This is a genomic window from Anoxybacillus gonensis (assembly GCF_001187595.1).
In the GTDB taxonomy this organism is placed as follows: Bacteria; Bacillota; Bacilli; order Bacillales; family Anoxybacillaceae; genus Anoxybacillus; species Anoxybacillus gonensis.
Genome location: NZ_CP012152.1, coordinates 1,267,572 through 1,285,329, shown reverse-complemented (window position 1 = coordinate 1,285,329; position 17,758 = coordinate 1,267,572). Strand labels below are relative to the sequence as shown.

Sequence of the window (17,758 nt, the reverse complement as noted above, 5' to 3'; positions counted from 1 at the left end):
AATTCCCCTCCTTTCATTTTAATAGCTTTTGAATTTCATATAGTTTATTCATCGCTTCAAGCGGTGTCATATCAAGCAACTGAAGAGACTGAATGCGCTTGATCACTTCTTTCTCTTTTTTCGATACGCTCGAACGCTCTTCATGATGTTGCTCCGCAAACATACTTAACTGCTCAAACGTTTCTTTATTTTCTTTCACCACACCCGTTGAATTTGTTTCAAATTCACGTAAAATTTGTTCCGCCCTTTGAATTAAATCTAACGGTAACTTCGCTAACTGGGCTACATGAATACCATAACTTTTATCTGCTGGACCTTCTTTAATTTTATGCAAAAAGATGACGGTCCCATTTTCTTCAATTGCGCTAACATGAACATTTTTTAAACGCGGCAATCGTCGTTCAAGCGCTGTTAATTCATGATAATGCGTACTAAATAACGTTTTGGCACCAATGCGATCATGAATGTATTCGATCATGGCTTGAGCAAGCGCCATACCATCATATGTGGATGTTCCGCGACCAATTTCATCAAATAAAATAAGGCTGTTTTGTGTCGCATGGACGATCGCATGACGCGCTTCCAACATTTCCACCATAAATGTACTTTGACCTGCAACTAAATCGTCAGCCGCTCCAATACGCGTAAACACTTGATCAAAAATCGGTAATATCGCTTCTTGTGCTGGAACAAAACATCCAATTTGCGCCATAATGGCTGTTAATGCAATTTGACGCATATATGTGCTTTTCCCAGACATATTTGGCCCTGTAATGAGAAGCATTTCTCGTTCGGCATCCATATAACAGTCGTTTGGAACGTAGACGTTCGATCCTAGCACTTTCTCCACAACAGGATGTCGCCCTTGTTGAATGACAAGACGGCGATCATCAGAAAACTGAGGTTTACAGTAGTTATATTTTTCACTAACAGTTGCAAAACATTGTAAAACATCTAGTTGACTTATATATTTCGCTAATTTTTGCAAACGAACAATATATTGCTTTACCTGTTCACGGATAGAAACAAACAATTCGTATTCTAATTCCATACTTTTTTCTTCTGCTTCTAAAATGAGCGCTTCTTTTTCTTTCAACTCTTTCGTCACAAATCGTTCCGCATTAGCTAACGTTTGTTTACGCTCATATCGTCCTTCCGGCAACAAATGTAAATTTGCTTTTGTTACTTCGATATAATATCCAAACACTCGGTTGTAACCAATCTTTAACGACTTAATTCCTGTTAACTCCCGCTCTTTCGCTTCTAACTGCGCAATCCATGTTTTTCCGTTTCGACTAGCATCCCGAAATCGATCTAACGTTTCGTTATAACCATCTTTAATGATTCCACCGTCTTTCACAGAAAGCGGCGGATTTTCTTCAATCGCCTCTTCTAACAATTGAACAAGGTCCTCGCATGCATCTAAATGTTGCGCAAATGATTGAATATGCTCATCATGCATGTTCATAAGAAGGGTAGAAATGAACGGAACTTGCTTTAACGATTTTTTCAATTGAATGAGATCGCGCGCATTCACATTTCCAAATGCCACACGCCCAGCCAGTCTCTCTAAATCATATACACCACGCAAATATTCGCGCAGTTCTTGTCGCTCGAAATAGTGCATGAGCAGTTGTTCAACCATGTGTAATCGCTGTTCAATTTTTTCACGATCTAATAATGGGCGGTCGATCCATTGTTTAAGCAAACGCCCCCCCATAGCTGTCATCGTTTCATCAAGAAGCCAAAAAAGGGAGCCCGCTTTCCCTTTCGTTCGAATCGTTTCTGTTAACTCTAAATTTCGTTTGGAATACACATCGATTTTCATATGTGCATCAACTTCATACAACTCTACAGGCTGTAAATGGGCTAAATTCCGTCTTTGCGTTTTAATTAAATAATTTAATAACCTTCCAAACGTCACAAGTAATTTTTCTTGTTTCAAATGAGAAACAATCGATTCACAAGAAGGTGGAATCATCGTTTCATCTTCACACGAAATGGTAAGAGCATATCGCTCCTTCAGAGATTGACATTGCTCTTTGTCCTCGGTCGCGACAACGATTTCTTTTGTGCCAATCGAGTAAATTTCATTGAATACATCTTCAAATGAATGAAGCATCGTCATACGACTTTCACCGGTTGTTAAATCCGTATATGCAAATCCGTACGTACCATCTTCAAATGACGTTAATGAAGCTAAATAGTTGTTTGCTTTCTCTTCTAGTTGCTTTCCTTCCATCACTGTTCCGGGGGTAATCAGTTGCACAACTTCTCGACGCACAACCCCTTTGGCCGTTTTTGGATCTTCGACTTGTTCACAAATCGCAACTTTATATCCTTTCTCAATTAAACGCTCGATGTACATAGCAGCCGAATGATAAGGCACACCGCACATCGGCACTCGTTCTTCCCCGCCACCATCGCGGCTTGTCAAAGTAATTTCTAACTCTTGTGACGCTTTAATGGCATCTTCAAAAAACATTTCATAAAAATCACCGAGACGAAAAAACAAAAATGCATCTTTATATTGTGACTTAATTGTTAAATATTGCTGAATCATTGGTGTATAAGCCATGATTTTTCCTCCAACGCCCAAAATATTGACTTCAATTATTATATCAAAAATAAAAACTAGGAAGAATAAACTTCCTAGTTTTTATTGCTTTCTTCTTGAAGAAGCTCTTCATCTAACTGTTCTAATTCTGCATCAATATCTTCCTCTACCTCGTCTGATGATGTATCTACGACGGCGATGCGTACTTTCGTTTCTCCAATGACTTCTGCAACAAACTCGCGCTCTACTTCCACAGTGACTTTATTTCCATTTGGAGCAATCGTGCATTCTAAACAATTCGGCTGTTGAACAACGCGCGCAATCACTTCTTGTTCTTCACTAATAAGCTCTTCATTACGATACTTTAACGGAATGACATCTGTGTACGATACAGTTTCTGTCAGCACTTCCGTTTTCGTATTATCGTTGTACGAATACCAAACGTTCACATCATACTTTCCATGAATTTCAACACTACGATCCACTTTTTTCGCTTCGTATCGATGATTAATAATCCAGCAACCGAGCACGCTTGTCGGACGATGTTGCGCGGAAACGGTATGCGTCGATTGCGTAAACTTTCGTCCTTTTCCCACGACTGCCTTTGTAATAATTTCTCTGTATTGGGACATGAAACAAACCCTCCTCAAAAATGCATTGTTCATTTTATCCTATGCACAGGAAACATAAAAGTGTACAAAAAAAAACAATCATTCCGTATAGTTCATTGTATGCAACTTCTTCGAAATATGTACGAAAAATAAAAAAAGAGCCCATATGAAATGGACTCATTCATGACAATGACCGCAATGGCTATGTTTCACTTGGGCACCTGTTTCTCCGCGTAACACATCGCCACCTGTCGATGTAATAATTTCGTCTGTCACTGTTTTTGAAATGGTGGATGCAACAAGCTGCAATAAATCGTTAATTTCTACTTGTGATTGTTTAAATTGTTCTACAATTGGAATGTCTGATAGCTGTTCGTAAATCTCGTCAATTTCTGCTTCCACTTTTTTCAACGCTTCAATTTTTCCATAATGTTGTAAGTTGACAGCTTGTTTTTGTAACGATTTAATTTTAGCAATCATCGTGCGCACTTTTTCATTTTCATGAATTTTTGCTTCTGCTTGTTTAAAAATTTCCACTTCTTCTGTTTCAGCAATCATTTTAGCTAATTCTTTTGCCTTCTGTACGATGTCATCTTTCGTATATTTCGCCACGTTATTTCACCTCAATCGCTTCTTCTACCATTTCTCCGTTTAACGTCCACGTTTTCGCTTCTGTAATTCGCACATTCACCAGTTGACCGATCGCAGACTTTGGCCCAACGAAATTAACAAGCTTGTTTTTGCGCGTGTATCCAGCAAGAACATCTGGATTGTTTTTGCTTTCCCCTTCTACTAATACTTCGACAACTTGTCCCTCATATTCCTTCATTTTTTTCGCAGAAATTTCGTTTACTAATGCATTTAATCGTTGTAAACGCTCTTTTTTCACTTCCATTGGCACGTTGTCAACCATTTTTGCTGCCGGCGTTCCTTCACGTGGCGAGTAAATGAACGTAAATGCTGAATCAAATTCGACTTCGCGATAAAGCGACAACGTTTCTTCAAATTGCTCATCCGTTTCATTTGGGAACCCGACAATGATGTCCGTTGTAAGCGCGACACCTGGAATGGCTTCTTTAATTTTACGAACAAGCTCCAAATATTGTTCACGCGTATATTTACGCGCCATCATTTTTAACACTTCACTACTTCCAGACTGTACAGGCAAGTGAATGTGCTCAACTAAATTTCCGCCTTTCGCCAACACTTCGATTAAACGGTCATCAAAATCACGCGGATGACTTGTAGTGAAACGAATGCGTGGAATATCAATTTTGCGTAATTCATCCATTAAATCACCGAGACCATATTTCATATCGGTAAAGTCTTTTCCATACGCATTCACGTTTTGTCCTAAAAGAGTAATTTCTTTATATCCTTGTGCGGCTAAGTGACGTACTTCTTGGATAATATCTTCTGGACGGCGGCTGCGCTCTTTGCCACGTGTATATGGAACAATACAGTACGTACAAAACTTATCGCAACCGTACATAATATTAACCCACGCTTTAATATTTCCTTTTCGCACTTTCGGTAAATTCTCAATGACATCGCCTTCTTTTGACCATACTTCAACAACCATTTCTTTTGACATGTATGCTTCTTTCAAAATATACGGAAGACGATGAATATTGTGCGTACCAAAAATCATATCAACGTATTGGAATTGTTTTAAAATTTTATTAACAACTGACTCTTCTTGCGACATACAGCCACATACCCCAAGCAATAAATCAGGGTTGTTTTGTTTCAATGGCTTTAAGTGGCCAATTTCTCCGAATACTTTGTTTTCCGCGTTTTCACGAATCGCACATGTATTTAACAAAATGACGTTTGCATCTTCAGGGCGATCTGTCGGTTCATAACCAAGCGCCATAAAAATACCAGCCATCACTTCTGTGTCGTGCTCGTTCATTTGGCAACCATACGTACGAATGTAAAATTTGCGACCATTCCCCATACCGCGAAATTCTTCTGGAATAGAAAAATCTTTATGATATTTTACTTCCTCTTTTCCGCGTTTTTTTGCTTCTTTCAAAGATGGGGGAACAAATACAGTTGAAAAATATTTTTCATAATCTTGACTCGTTTTTTGCTTTAGACGCTGTAAATTTTCATCCAAAGCGGATTTTTTGTCCGTTGGATGATCTGTTTCAATTTGTGCTGTGTACTGTAAACGTTGTTTTTCGTTCATCGTTATTCTCCTTTCTTTTTGTTCATAGATGCACACTAACATAGTATATTATTTTCCGGACTTTTAAACAATGTTTTTTCCATGAAAAAGAGGATGGCCGCTATAAAATGGTACCTGTAGGTAGGACACTCGAAAAAAAGAGTGTTCAACCTACAGGTATTTTTATATACTTGAATTTCAGAATATGGGGGGTAGGGGACAATATGAGTAAAATAACTTTTTCATCTAAAGAGATAAACATACTTCAAAAAAATCCAAATGTACAACGTGTCAGCGAAAGGTCTATTACCTATACTGACGATTTTAAAAATAGATTTATAGATGAATACCAAGCTGGCAAATTCCCTCGTCAGATCTTTGAGGAAAACGGCTTTGATGTGGACGTTATCGGCATAAAACGAATTGAACAGTCAGCCCATAGATGGAAAAAAGCCTATGAAAAGAATGGCCTGATAGGGCTTACAGATTCAAGGAAAACGGCTTCTGGGAGACCCTTAAAGCGTGAGCTTACACAGTCCGAAGTGATTGAAAGGCAAAGGGCCAGAATTGAGCTGTTGGAAGGACAGGTGGAGCTGTTAAAAAAGCTAGAATTGACCGAAAGGAGGCTGCTAAACGCAAGGGAAAATCTCAATCCGAATAAAGCGTACCAATTGATACAGGAGACCATTGAACAGAATGGATTCAAGGGGATGACCAGGTATTTTTGTGACCTTCTGGATGTCTCACGGTCGGGATATTACAGCTACCTGAAGGCTTCCTCTGTCCGGGAAGCACGGGAGAAATTGGACCTTGAAGCGAAGGAAATCATCTTAAAGGCCTTTGACCGGCGGGGATATAAGAAAGGTTCACGCTCTATCAAAATGATATTGGAGAATGAGTTTGATATGATCTTCAGCCGTAAAAAGATCCAGAGGATCATGAGGACATACGGAATCGTCTGTCCTCACCGAAAGCCTAACCCTTATAAAAAGATCGCTAAAGCAACGAAGGAGCATCAGGTTGTCCCGAACAAATTAAACAGGGAATTCAAGCAGGGAATCCCCGGGAAAGTACTACTTACGGATATCACTTATCTTCCATATAACGGAAATTGTATGGCTTATTTGTCGACCGTAAAAGACGCCTCCACCAATGAAATCCTGGCTTACCATGTGTCTGATCGCATCACCTTGGACATCGCCACCCAGACGATCCATCAATTGATGAACAATAAGAAAATTACTCTCCATGAAGAGGCTTTTATCCACTCGGATCAGGGAAGCCACTATACAAGCCCACGTTACCAGAAGCTTTTAAAGGAGTATGGCCTGGGCCAGTCTATGTCACGAAGAGGCAACTGTTGGGATAATGCCCCTCAAGAATCATTCTTTGGCCACCTTAAGGATGAAGTGGATTATAAATCGGCAAGAACATTGAAGGAATTGAAGTCAAAAATTAATCATTACATGGTTTACTATAACAATTACCGCTATCAGTGGAATTTAAAAAAGATGACCCCTATTCAATATAGGAATCATCTTCTAGCTGCTTAATCTCTTTTTTTATAGTGTCCTTGACATGGGTGCCACTTTACTACCACCCTCTTTTCTATCTTACATAAACTCTGCAACGAGTTGATCAAATTTTTCTTTACTCATTGTTAAATCCGCTTCAGTTAGTGGTTTTTCGCTATAACCAGGCACAAGATCTTGATATGATTTACGTTCTTTATTTTGATAAATAAGCCCTGTCACAAGCCCTTTATGTTTCATTAACGTTTGCATGGCCATTTCGCGATTAGACGGATCGTATCCTTCAATTGAACTTAAGCTCGTTAAATTGTCTTTAAACCAATCATATGTGTTCACTTTATTGTATGTGACGCAAGGGCTAAATACGTTAATGAGTGAGAACCCTTTATGCTTCATACCCTCTTCAATTAATTGCGTCAACTCTTTTAAATCGCTAGAAAAGCTTTGAGCGACGAATGTTGCCCCTGCTGTTAATGCCATTTCCATAATCGACAACGCTGGCTCAACTGACCCTTGTGGTGTACTCTTCGTTTTAAATCCAACTTCACTGCGCGGTGATGTTTGACCTTTTGTTAATCCGTAAATTTGGTTATCCATGACGATGTACGTAATGTCGATGTTACGTCGAATAGCATGAATTGTATGCCCCATTCCGATCGCAAATCCGTCACCATCGCCACCAGCAGCAATAACAGTCAAATCGCGATTTGCCATTTTTACCCCTTGAGCAATTGGAAGCGCTCGACCGTGAACACCATGGAAGCCATATGAGTTAATGTAACCAGAAATACGACCTGAACAACCAATTCCAGAGACAACAACAAGTTCATGTGGTTCAAGTCCAACATTGGCAGCTGCGCGCTGAATGGCTGCTTGCACAGAAAAGTCGCCGCAACCTGGACACCAGTTCGGTTTAATATTATTACGGAAATCTTTAAATGTCGCCATGTTTAAAACAACTCCTTGCATTTTGTATAAACTTCGTGCGGTAAGAACGGGTTGCCATCATACTTCAACACGTTAAATACTTTCTCAGCATGTCCAACGTTCATTTTTAAGATGTTGGCAAGTTGTCCTGTTGCGTTATTTTCAACAACAACAACTTTTTTCGCTGATTGCACAAGCGGCAACATTTCTTCCGTCGGGAACGGATGAATGAGACGAACGTGAGCATGGTTTACTTTTATACCATCGCGTTCTAATCGTTCCATCGCCTCTTCAATCGCCCCGCGCGTCGAGTTAAATCCGACAATTAATATATCTGCTTCTTCATGCTTCACATGTTTATGAACTGGTGTCGGGAATTGAATATGTTTTAACTTGCGTAAACGCTTATCCATTTGTGCAATACGGTTCGCTGCGACCTCAGAAGGACGACCTGTTTCATCGTGCTCAACACCTGTCACATGGTGAATACCGTTTTTCATTCCCGGCAATACGCGTGGTGATACACCGTCTTCAGTCACTTCATATCGTTTGAAGCAACCTTTGTCTGGAATTTCAGGAAGTTCTCCTGTGACAAGTTTGCCGCGACGAATTTCAATTTTGTCATACTCTAGCGGCTCAACAGTTTGCTTTCCTAACGAAAGTTGTAAGTCTGTTAAAACGATGACTGGGCATTGATATTCTTCTGCAATGTTAAACGCTTCGACCATATCGTAAAACGCTTCTTGTACAGTACTCGGAGCGATGACTACTTTCGGAATCTCGCCATGTGTACCGTAAATCATGGCCATTAAATCTGACTGCTCTTGTTTCGTCGGAAGACCTGTACTTGGGCCACCACGTTGCGTATCAACAATGACAATCGGCGTTTCTGTAATTCCAGCTAATCCGATCGCTTCCATCATGAGCGAAAGACCTGGCCCAGCCGAAGCTGTCAACGTACGCACACCCGCATAGTTTGCACCAATAGCCATTGTACAAGCAGCAATTTCATCTTCTGTTTGAATGACCGTGCCACCAAACTGCGGAAGCTTTTTAATTAAATATTCCATAATCTCAGATGCCGGTGTAATTGGATAAGCGGCCATAAAACGTGCACCGCCAGCAAGCGCACCAAGTGCAATCGCGTCATTTCCAATCATAAACATTCTCTTTTTGCCATCTGCTTTTTCAAGCTGCATTAATTGAATGTTGTCACCAAGCTGTTCGCGCATAAACTGAGCGCCCGCTCTGATCGCTTCCATATTTTTCGCAACAACTTGCTCACCTTTGCGACCGAAAATCTCCTGAACGACCCCTTCATATACGCTAATATCGAGACCGAGTACTGCGCTAGAAGCTCCGACTGCAACCATGTTTTTCATTAATGCTGTTCCTAATTCTGTTGCAATATCTGTAAATGGAACCGCATACAACGTAGCTCTTGACTCGTCCGGAATCGTCGGATTAAACTTCGCGTCTGCGATGACGATCCCACCTTGACGTAACTCATGGAAGTTGAAATCAATTGTCTCTTGGTCAAAAGCTACTAATATATCAAGATCATCGGCAATCGAACGAACTTGTGTCGTGCTAACACGAATTTTATTGTTCGTGTGACCACCTTTAATGCGAGATGAAAAGTGGCGATAACCGTATAAGTAGTAGCCTAGTCGGTTGAGCGCAATGGAGAATATCTCTCCCGTACTTTCAATACCTTCCCCTTGTTGTCCTCCAACTTTCCACGAAAGTTGACTAATCATGTCTTACACCCCTTTAAAGTTCCATCAATTGTAACGTAACGTTTTACGATTATAAGTGTAGCACTTTTCCAAAAAAAGCTCTACCATTTCGCTTAATAAATTTTTTGAAAAATTTCATATACTAAACGCTTTCATTCTAGCCCTATTGAAAAAAAATTGCAACATATTTGTTACAAAAATGTGAATTTTTCTTCCGATTTTATTGGGGGATTCGCTCATAAAAATTGCAAAACAAAAATTTTTTTACCTGTTCCTCTTTAAAATGCTTTAACAATTCATCAATGAAACGCGGATAATAAGAAACATTTTCCAATTGTTCAACTGTTTCAAAAATGCCGTCAAAATCAGATCCAAAACCGATGTGATTTTCTCCACCTAACGAACAAATATGATCGACATGACGTAATACATCTGTCACCGTTGTCGTATGGGCATCGTGACGTAAAAATTGCGGAACAAACGTCACACCGATGACTCCGTTTTTCTTAATAAGTGCTTGAATTTGATCATCACGCAAATTGCGAGGATGCGGACAAAGCGTATATGCATTCGAATGTGAAGCAATCGGATATTGAGCTAATTCCATAACATCCCAAAACGCTCGCTCACTTAAATGAGATACATCCGTCCAACACTGTTGTTCATTTAATAGTTGAACGACTTCTTTTCCGAATTTCGTCAACCCTCCCCCACGTTGCTCTAGAGCACCGTCTGCTACCATATTCGCATCATTCCAAGTTAAACCAACAGAGCGAACACCAAGGCGAAGAAGTGTGCGTAATTGCGTTAAACTTTCTCCTATGGCTTCACATCCTTCTAATGTGAGCATCGCTCCAATTTCATTCGGTTGTAGTTGATCGATTTCTTTTTTTGAGCGAACCACTTTCATATTCGGTTGCGACACAATTTTCTCGTAAAAATCATCAATCATCTCTAACGCGACAAAAAAGCGTGACTCTGGTCTGATATGTTTCGGAATATAAATCGCAAATCCTTGTACAGTTACACCGGCCTGCTTCAATCCATCGTATGTGACATGTAGCGATGAACTCCGCTCAAACGATACATCTTGGTCACAAAATAGTTGATATAAAACATCACAATGAGCGTCAAATATACGCACAACGACCCCTCCATACGAAAATTCGCTCTTTCCCATATGATAAAAATAACCTGTTTGCTATGCAAGCAAACAGGTTTATGTGTATTAACGCGGCTCAACAATAAGCTTAATTGCTGTCCGCTCTTCCCCATCAATTTGAATGTCCGTAAACGCAGGAATACAAATGAGATCAACTCCGCTCGGTGCTACGAATCCTCGCGCGATCGCTACTGCCTTAACGGCCTGATTTAATGCACCTGCGCCAATTGCTTGAATTTCAGCTGCACCGCGTTCTCTTAACACGCCTGCAAGTGCACCAGCTACGGAATTAGGATTAGATTTTGCTGAAACTTTTAATATCTCCATTTCTAGCTCCTCCTCGTTTCTAACAATTGCTTATGAAAAGTTGTACTGTTCATTATATATTCGTCCCTGTTTGCTCGTATTCCTGCTACGATATGTATTTTTTTCAGAAAAATCTTAAAAGAGGAACTAGTCAAAATACGGATGATCGTCATTGATAATAATTCGTTGGATAGACCTCGTTTTTTCCGTTTTTTTCGTCTATTTCAATGAGCACAGCATTCAATTGTGTTCGACCTGTCGTCACTTCAAATCGAACTGGAAGTCCTGTTAAAAATTTGCGCAATACTGCTTCGCGATCCACCCCTAAAATACCGTCATAAGGACCCGTCATACCGACATCAGTAATGTATCCTGTTCCATTTGGCAAAATGCGTGAGTCAGCGGTTTGAACGTGTGTATGCGTGCCAACTACTGCGCTTACTCGGCCATCTAAGTACCATCCCATCGCTTGTTTCTCACTCGTTGCTTCTGCATGAAAATCAACGAGAATCACAGGAGTCCGCGCAAGCGCCATCTCGACTAATTCATCTGCTTTTTTAAACGGGCAATCGATCGCTGGTAAAAATGTTCTTCCTTGTAAGCTAATAATCGCTACCTCATATCCTTCCACATGAACAAATACGATCCCTTTTCCAGGTGTGCCTATTGGAAAATTGGCTGGACGAACGAGCACTTTCGCTTGGTCAATAAACTCGAAAACTTCACGATTATCCCACGCATGATTGCCAAGCGTTACTACATGCACTCCTATTTCTACAAAACGTCGATATATTTTTTCAGTAATTCCTTTTCCACCCGCTGCATTTTCACCGTTTACAACAATAACATGGGGCTTATATTTTGCTTTCAGTTTCGGCACATATTCATCAATCATTTTTCGTCCCGGTTGTCCTACGACATCACCGATAAATAATATTTTCATTGTACTACCCTTTCTATACTCATGATCTCTATTTTTCAGTTTCGCACAAAATAAAGCATTTATCAATACGAAAAAGCTACCCCGAATAAGGAGTAGCTTTTACTTTGCGTATTCAACAGCTCGTGTTTCACGAATCACTGTAACTTTAATATGCCCTGGGTAATCAAGCTCTTCTTCGATACGCTTGCGAATGTCACGCGCTAAACGATGCGCTTCCAAGTCATCAATCATATCTGGCTTAACCATGATACGAATTTCACGTCCAGCTTGGATAGCATATGATTTTTCAACACCTTCATACGACTCAGCAATTTCTTCAAGCTTCTCAAGTCGACGAATGTAGTTTTCCAACGTTTCGCTACGAGCACCTGGTCGAGCAGCAGATAAAGCGTCTGCCGCAGCAACAAGAACAGCGATAATCGACGTCGGTTCCGTATCACCATGATGGGACGCAATGCTGTTAATGACAACCGGATGCTCTTTATATTTCGTTGCGAGCTCTACCCCGATTTCGACATGGCTTCCTTCTACTTCATGGTCAACAGCTTTTCCGATGTCATGAAGGAGACCTGCTCGTCTTGCAAGCATTTCATCTTCTCCTAGCTCAGCTGCCATTAAACCAGCTAAATATGCAACTTCCATCGAATGTTTAAGCACATTTTGTCCATAGCTTGTACGGAACTTTAAACGCCCTAAAATTTTAATTAAATCTGGATGCAATCCGTGGACACCAACTTCAAACGTTGTTTGTTCTCCCACTTCACGAATATGCTCATCCACTTCTCTTCTCGCCTTCTCGACCATCTCTTCAATTCGTGCCGGATGGATACGCCCGTCTTGAACGAGTTTATCTAGCGCAATACGCGCTGTTTCACGACGGATCGGATCAAAACCAGATAAAATGACCGCTTCCGGCGTATCATCAATGATAAGGTCAATACCTGTTAACGTTTCTAATGTACGAATGTTACGCCCTTCACGTCCGATGATTCGGCCTTTCATTTCGTCATTCGGCAAGTTCACAACAGATACAGTTGTTTCTGCTACATGATCAGCAGCACAACGTTGAATGGCAAGCGATAAAATTTCTTTTGCTTTTTTATCCGCTTCTTCTTTCGCTTTCGTTTCTGCTTCTTTAACCATGAGCGCAATTTCATGCGAAAGTTCTTTTTCTACACGCTCTAAAATGATTTGGCGTGCATCATCACGCGTCAAACTAGAAATGCGCTCTAGTTCGGCTTGTTCTTTTCGAACGAGTTCTTCCACTTTGCTTTCCATCTCTTCAATATGCTGTTGTCTTTCATTCAGAGAATTCTCTTTCTTTTCAAGCAATGCTTCTCGCTTGTTTAACGCTTCATCCTTTCGATCGAGATTCTCTTCCTTTTGCAACAAACGGTTTTCCTGTTTTTGTAACTCACTTCTTCGTTCGCGAATTTCTCGTTCTGCTTCAACGCGAAGTTTGTGAATCTCATCCTTTGCTTCAAGAAGCGCCTCTTTTTTCAATGCGTCTGCTTCTCGTTTCGCTTCTTCGATCATTTGTTTGGCAGCTGCTTGTGCACCACCAATTTTTGCCTCGGCAATGGATTTACGAACAAAAAAGCCAACAACTGCACCGACGACTAGGGCAAGCAAAGCGGAGATGATCGTTTCACCCATTGTCCTCACCTCCTCTTGCTATAAATTCGTTACTTCATCAATGTCGGCATGTACATTGCAACCATTCAACATACACTTCAAAATTGTCAAATATACATGTACATTTTAAAGGTGACCTTCCATATTGTCAAGGCTTGTCATTGTGGGAAAGCGTTTCATATCGTTTTATTTTCCAAAAAAAGAGGGTGTTCCAAAAATAACGGAGCACCCTTTCCATAATTATATATGCACATAATCACTTTTTTATTGAAGCAAGGCGACCTTTTTAATCAATTTTTTACTCTAAAAAGTCTAGATCATCTTCGCGCACAGATGTCGTCGATGCCCCTGCTGTAATGCCATAATGTTGGCGAATTTCACGCGCAATTTCTTCCATAATGTGTGGATTTTCCTTTAAAAATTGTTTTGCATTTTCTCGCCCTTGTCCTAATCGCTCATCTTTATATGAATACCAAGCGCCACTTTTTTGAATAATGTCGAGTTCAGCACCCATATCAATAATTTCGCCTTCTTTTGAAATTCCTTCGCCATACATAATATCTACATCCGCTGTTTTAAACGGAGGCGCCACTTTGTTTTTCACGACTTTAATTTTCGTCTTATTTCCAACCATGTCGTTGCCTTGTTTAATTTGTTCTGCACGACGCACTTCTAAACGAACAGACGCATAAAACTTCAATGCACGACCTCCAGGAGTTGTCTCTGGGTTCCCAAACATAACTCCCACTTTTTCCCTTATTTGGTTAATGAAAATGGCGATCGTTTTAGATTTGTTGATGGCGCCTGATAGTTTACGTAGCGCTTGGGACATGAGTCGCGCCTGCAATCCAACGTGAGCATCACCCATTTCCCCTTCAATTTCTGCCTTCGGAACAAGAGCTGCGACTGAGTCAATGACGATAATGTCAACTGCCCCACTTCGCACAAGTGCTTCGGCGATTTCTAACGCTTGCTCTCCTGTATCTGGCTGTGAAAGCAACAATTCATCGATATTGACCCCTAATTTTTCAGCATAAATAGGGTCTAACGCATGTTCCGCATCAATAAATGCAGCTTGACCTCCTTGCTTTTGCACTTCTGCAATCGCGTGAAGGGCAACCGTTGTTTTCCCCGAAGACTCCGGACCGTAAATTTCAATAATCCGTCCGCGCGGATATCCTCCTACGCCTAGCGCAATATCAAGAGCAAGAGAGCCACTCGATACCGTCGAAATTTGACGATCTGTTTGCTCCCCTAGCTTCATAATTGAACCTTTTCCAAACTGCTTCTCAATTTGCTTTAACGCTTGTTCTAATGCTGCTTGACGATCGTTCAAAGAAACTCCTCCTTTTGCTTGTGAAAAATAAAGCAGTAACTGCTACTTATTACTATACAGCTTTTCTATTTATTTGCCAAGAAAAAATCGAATAAGTGTTCGTAAATTAATGTAGCAATTGCAGCAAATAATAACAACCGTATTTCGCTGTACGCATCCGAATGGCTCGGCGTCCGCCTGATAATGTAAGGCCAAATGTCTTTGTCCCTTGTTCTGTCGCAATCCCTATCCATACCGTTCCTACTGGCTTTCCTTCCAACTCGTTCGGTCCTGCAACACCTGTAAAACTAATACCGATATCGCTTCCACAAAGTTTTCGAACATTTTCTGCCATCAACTGCGCACATCGTTCACTAACTGCCCCCTCCGTTTGTAATATTTCTTTCGGCACATGGAGCACATTTTCCTTTATTTCATTCGTATAACAAACAACTCCCCCCGCGATAACTGTAGAAGCCGTTGGGAGTGCTGTCATTTCTTCTAAAAATAAACCTCCCGTTAAACTTTCAGCAACAGCGAGCGTCTGATTGTTTTCTTTCAATGTAGCTAACAATTTGCTAAACAACGTGTCATCATTATAACCGTAAAAGTAAGGACGAACGCGGGCTAAAATGTTTTGCTCCAACTCATCAATGAGCCGCTTTGCTTCTTCTTCACGCTCATGCTTCGCTGTTAAGCGAAGAGTTACTTCGCCATCAGACGCCAGTGGAGCAATCGTCGGATTTGTTTGAGCATCGATGAAATCCTCAATTTCTGCTTCTAACTGTGATTCACCGATATGAAAAAAACGGAGAACACGTGAAACAATTTTCTCGCGAACATGACGTTTTTGCAATAAAAAAGGACGTCCATATTTGATGAACATCGGTTGCATTTCTTTTGGCGGTCCCGGGAGGAGCATGTACGTGATGTGATCAACAGTTATTGCCATTCCCGGGGCCATCCCATGTTCATTTTTTAACACATAACTTCCTTCCAATACGAGCGCTTGTTTTCGATTGTTCGGAGACATTGGGCGCTTCGTTTTCGAAAAATAATCACAAATAGAACGCCATGCTTCTTCATCTAAAACGAGCGATTTATTTAACATGTTTGCAATTGTTTCTTTCGTTAAATCGTCTTTTGTCGGACCAAGTCCCCCTGTGAAAATGATTAAGTTCGAGCGTTGCTTCGCTACTTCAATCGCATGTGTAAGCCTTTGAGGGTTATCGCCAACAACCGTATGGTAATACACATCTATTCCTATTTCAGCTAATTGTTGCGATAAAAACTGAGCGTTCGTATTTGCAATTTGACCAAGTAAAAGTTCTGAACCGACCGCAATGAGTTCTGCTTTCATCTTTCTCCCATCCCTTTTTATTTACTTTGAATGACGAAATGCGTGTTTATTTTTCGCAAAGTAATCCCATCCTGACCAAATCGTGAAAACAAGTGCAACCCACAACGAAATGTCCGCAAACGGAAACGACAAAAGCGAAAAAGGAAGATTATGCAAAAGAAGCGCAGCAATCGCTACAATTTGTGTCCACGTTTTAATTTTTCCAAGCATATTTGCTGCTACCACTTCACCTTCTCCCGCTAAAACAAGCCGTAATCCGGTTACAGCAAATTCACGGCTAATAATGACAATCACGATCCATGCAGGAGCTAAACCTAATTGGACAAGCGCAATGAGCGCAGCAGATACAAGTAATTTATCTGCGAGAGGGTCAAGAAACTTCCCTAAATTCGTTACTAATCCATATTTTCGTGCATAGTATCCATCAACCCAATCGGTTGTTGATGCGATGATAAAAATAAGCGCAGCTATGGCGTGTGTTACCGGCAACTGTTCTGTTCCGATTTGAATCACACCGAAATCAATCGGTGCCAACAAAAAAATAAGAAAGAAAGGAATAAGCAACATTCGCGCAATCGTAATTTGATTCGGTATATTCACAACACTGACCTCCAACACTTCATCCAACATTATTGTTTTTTATAGATAATAGTAATATCTTGGCGCACATGATCGTTTGGATTGACAGGGTATTGTAGCGTCTGCCCGTTTATTTTTACTTCTGCATTCAATGTTTGTCCGATGACTAGCAATACTTCTGTTTCATTTGTTAAATCAAATGTTTCAGATTGATTCGCATACATCATTTTCCGTGCAAACGCCTTTCCTTTTCCGTTTTTCACTTCAATCCAAGCATCTCCTTTTGTTGCAATGTCAATGATCAATTGCTCTCCTGTCACTTCAAGTGTCGATCTTCTTCCATTCGTTTCAATCACTTTAACCGTCGCTTCTAATGGTTGTTCCTGCTGTTCATTTTCTCCTTCGTTTTCAGACTGTTGTTCACTTTGTTTTTCCGGTTGTTGCTCGTTTGCTTGCTCGGACTGTTCAAATTCTGTCTTTTCGTTAATCACTTGCTCTTGTGGTTTTTCGTTCACCGTCCGATTTTGGAAAAAAAACCAAAGAACAACAGCCACTCCAATCACTAATGTACCAATTAAAATTTTCGGAAGAACATCGAGCACTTTTGCGCCTTGTTCTGATAATTGTCGCGATTTTACACGCGATAGTTCGCCAGGAAGTTCTTCTTGTTGGGCATTTGGAATTTCGTTTGCATATTGCTCAAACAGTTCGTCAGCATCAAGGCCGACTGCCTCAGCATATTGCCGAATAAATGCTCGAACATAAAATTTTCCTGGCATAATTACATAATTTCCTTGTTCAATTGCGATTAAATATCGTTTTTGAATTTTAGTGATTTCTTGCAAATCATCTAAACTCATATGACGTTGTTCTCTCGCTTCTTTCAAACGCTTCCCTAACTCTGTCAACGGAAACACCT

14 protein-coding genes and 1 pseudogene are annotated in these 17,758 nt (G+C 40.6%); 1 reads left to right on the top strand and 14 read right to left on the bottom strand.

Annotated features, from left to right (window positions below; all coding sequences use genetic code 11):
- Nucleotides 1-13 precede the first annotated feature (13 nt).
- The 4 genes from mutS to miaB all read right to left on the bottom strand — a co-directional run bounded on the left by mutS (nt 14) and on the right by miaB (nt 5,362).
- Nucleotides 14-2,578, bottom strand: a complete 2,565-nt coding sequence (gene mutS, locus AFK25_RS06765; protein WP_035066537.1) for a DNA mismatch repair protein MutS — start codon at nt 2,576-2,578, stop codon at nt 14-16.
- A gap of 74 nt (nt 2,579-2,652) precedes the next feature.
- Nucleotides 2,653-3,189: an outer spore coat protein CotE gene (locus tag AFK25_RS06760; RefSeq protein WP_009362668.1), complete on the bottom strand. Its 537-nt coding sequence runs from the start codon at nt 3,187-3,189 to the stop codon at nt 2,653-2,655.
- A 156-nt stretch (nt 3,190-3,345) separates the two neighbouring features.
- Complete coding sequence (locus AFK25_RS06755; protein ID WP_009362669.1) at nt 3,346-3,780, bottom strand: YlbF/YmcA family competence regulator; 435 nt, start codon at nt 3,778-3,780, stop codon at nt 3,346-3,348.
- Between the two features lies 1 nt (nt 3,781).
- Entirely contained in the window at nt 3,782-5,362 is a 1,581-nt protein-coding gene (miaB, locus tag AFK25_RS06750) for a tRNA (N6-isopentenyl adenosine(37)-C2)-methylthiotransferase MiaB (RefSeq protein WP_009362670.1), read from the bottom strand.
- A gap of 203 nt (nt 5,363-5,565) precedes the next feature.
- On the opposite strand from miaB, the gene AFK25_RS06745 reads away from it, so the two are divergent.
- Nucleotides 5,566-6,894, top strand: a complete 1,329-nt coding sequence (locus AFK25_RS06745; protein WP_035067880.1) for an IS3 family transposase — start codon at nt 5,566-5,568, stop codon at nt 6,892-6,894.
- A 60-nt stretch (nt 6,895-6,954) separates the two neighbouring features.
- Here the strand turns inward: AFK25_RS06745 and AFK25_RS06740 are convergent, their stop codons facing one another.
- The 10 genes and pseudogenes from AFK25_RS06740 to AFK25_RS06695 all read right to left on the bottom strand — a co-directional run bounded on the left by AFK25_RS06740 (nt 6,955) and on the right by AFK25_RS06695 (nt 17,756).
- Entirely contained in the window at nt 6,955-7,821 is an 867-nt protein-coding gene (locus tag AFK25_RS06740) for a 2-oxoacid:ferredoxin oxidoreductase subunit beta (protein ID WP_009362671.1), read from the bottom strand.
- A 2-nt stretch (nt 7,822-7,823) separates the two neighbouring features.
- Nucleotides 7,824-9,560 (bottom strand): 2-oxoacid:acceptor oxidoreductase subunit alpha, encoded by a 1,737-nt coding sequence (locus AFK25_RS06735; protein ID WP_009362672.1) that lies wholly within the window; start codon nt 9,558-9,560, stop codon nt 7,824-7,826.
- Between the two features lie 199 nt (nt 9,561-9,759).
- On the bottom strand, nt 9,760-10,719 hold the full coding sequence (locus AFK25_RS06730; RefSeq protein ID WP_049720876.1) for a dipeptidase: 960 nt from the start codon (nt 10,717-10,719) through the stop codon (nt 9,760-9,762).
- A 48-nt stretch (nt 10,720-10,767) separates the two neighbouring features.
- The gene (gene spoVS, locus AFK25_RS06725; RefSeq protein ID WP_003181955.1) at nt 10,768-11,028 is read right to left on the bottom strand and encodes a stage V sporulation protein SpoVS; all 261 of its coding nucleotides are present in this window, start codon (nt 11,026-11,028) and stop codon (nt 10,768-10,770) included.
- A gap of 126 nt (nt 11,029-11,154) precedes the next feature.
- Nucleotides 11,155-11,950, bottom strand: a pseudogene (locus AFK25_RS06720) (TIGR00282 family metallophosphoesterase).
- Between the two features lie 99 nt (nt 11,951-12,049).
- Complete coding sequence (gene rny, locus AFK25_RS06715) at nt 12,050-13,606, bottom strand: ribonuclease Y (RefSeq protein WP_009362675.1); 1,557 nt, start codon at nt 13,604-13,606, stop codon at nt 12,050-12,052.
- A gap of 277 nt (nt 13,607-13,883) precedes the next feature.
- Nucleotides 13,884-14,921, bottom strand: a complete 1,038-nt coding sequence (gene recA / locus AFK25_RS06710; RefSeq protein WP_026011788.1) for a recombinase RecA — start codon at nt 14,919-14,921, stop codon at nt 13,884-13,886.
- 106 nt (nt 14,922-15,027) lie between these two features.
- Entirely contained in the window at nt 15,028-16,260 is a 1,233-nt protein-coding gene (locus AFK25_RS06705) for a competence/damage-inducible protein A (protein ID WP_021094601.1), read from the bottom strand.
- 21 nt (nt 16,261-16,281) lie between these two features.
- Nucleotides 16,282-16,860, bottom strand: a complete 579-nt coding sequence (gene pgsA, locus AFK25_RS06700; RefSeq protein WP_026011787.1) for a CDP-diacylglycerol--glycerol-3-phosphate 3-phosphatidyltransferase — start codon at nt 16,858-16,860, stop codon at nt 16,282-16,284.
- Nucleotides 16,861-16,889: 29 nt separating this feature from the next.
- Nucleotides 16,890-17,756 (bottom strand): helix-turn-helix domain-containing protein, encoded by an 867-nt coding sequence (locus AFK25_RS06695; protein ID WP_019418271.1) that lies wholly within the window; start codon nt 17,754-17,756, stop codon nt 16,890-16,892.
- Between the last annotated feature and the right edge of the window lie 2 nt (nt 17,757-17,758).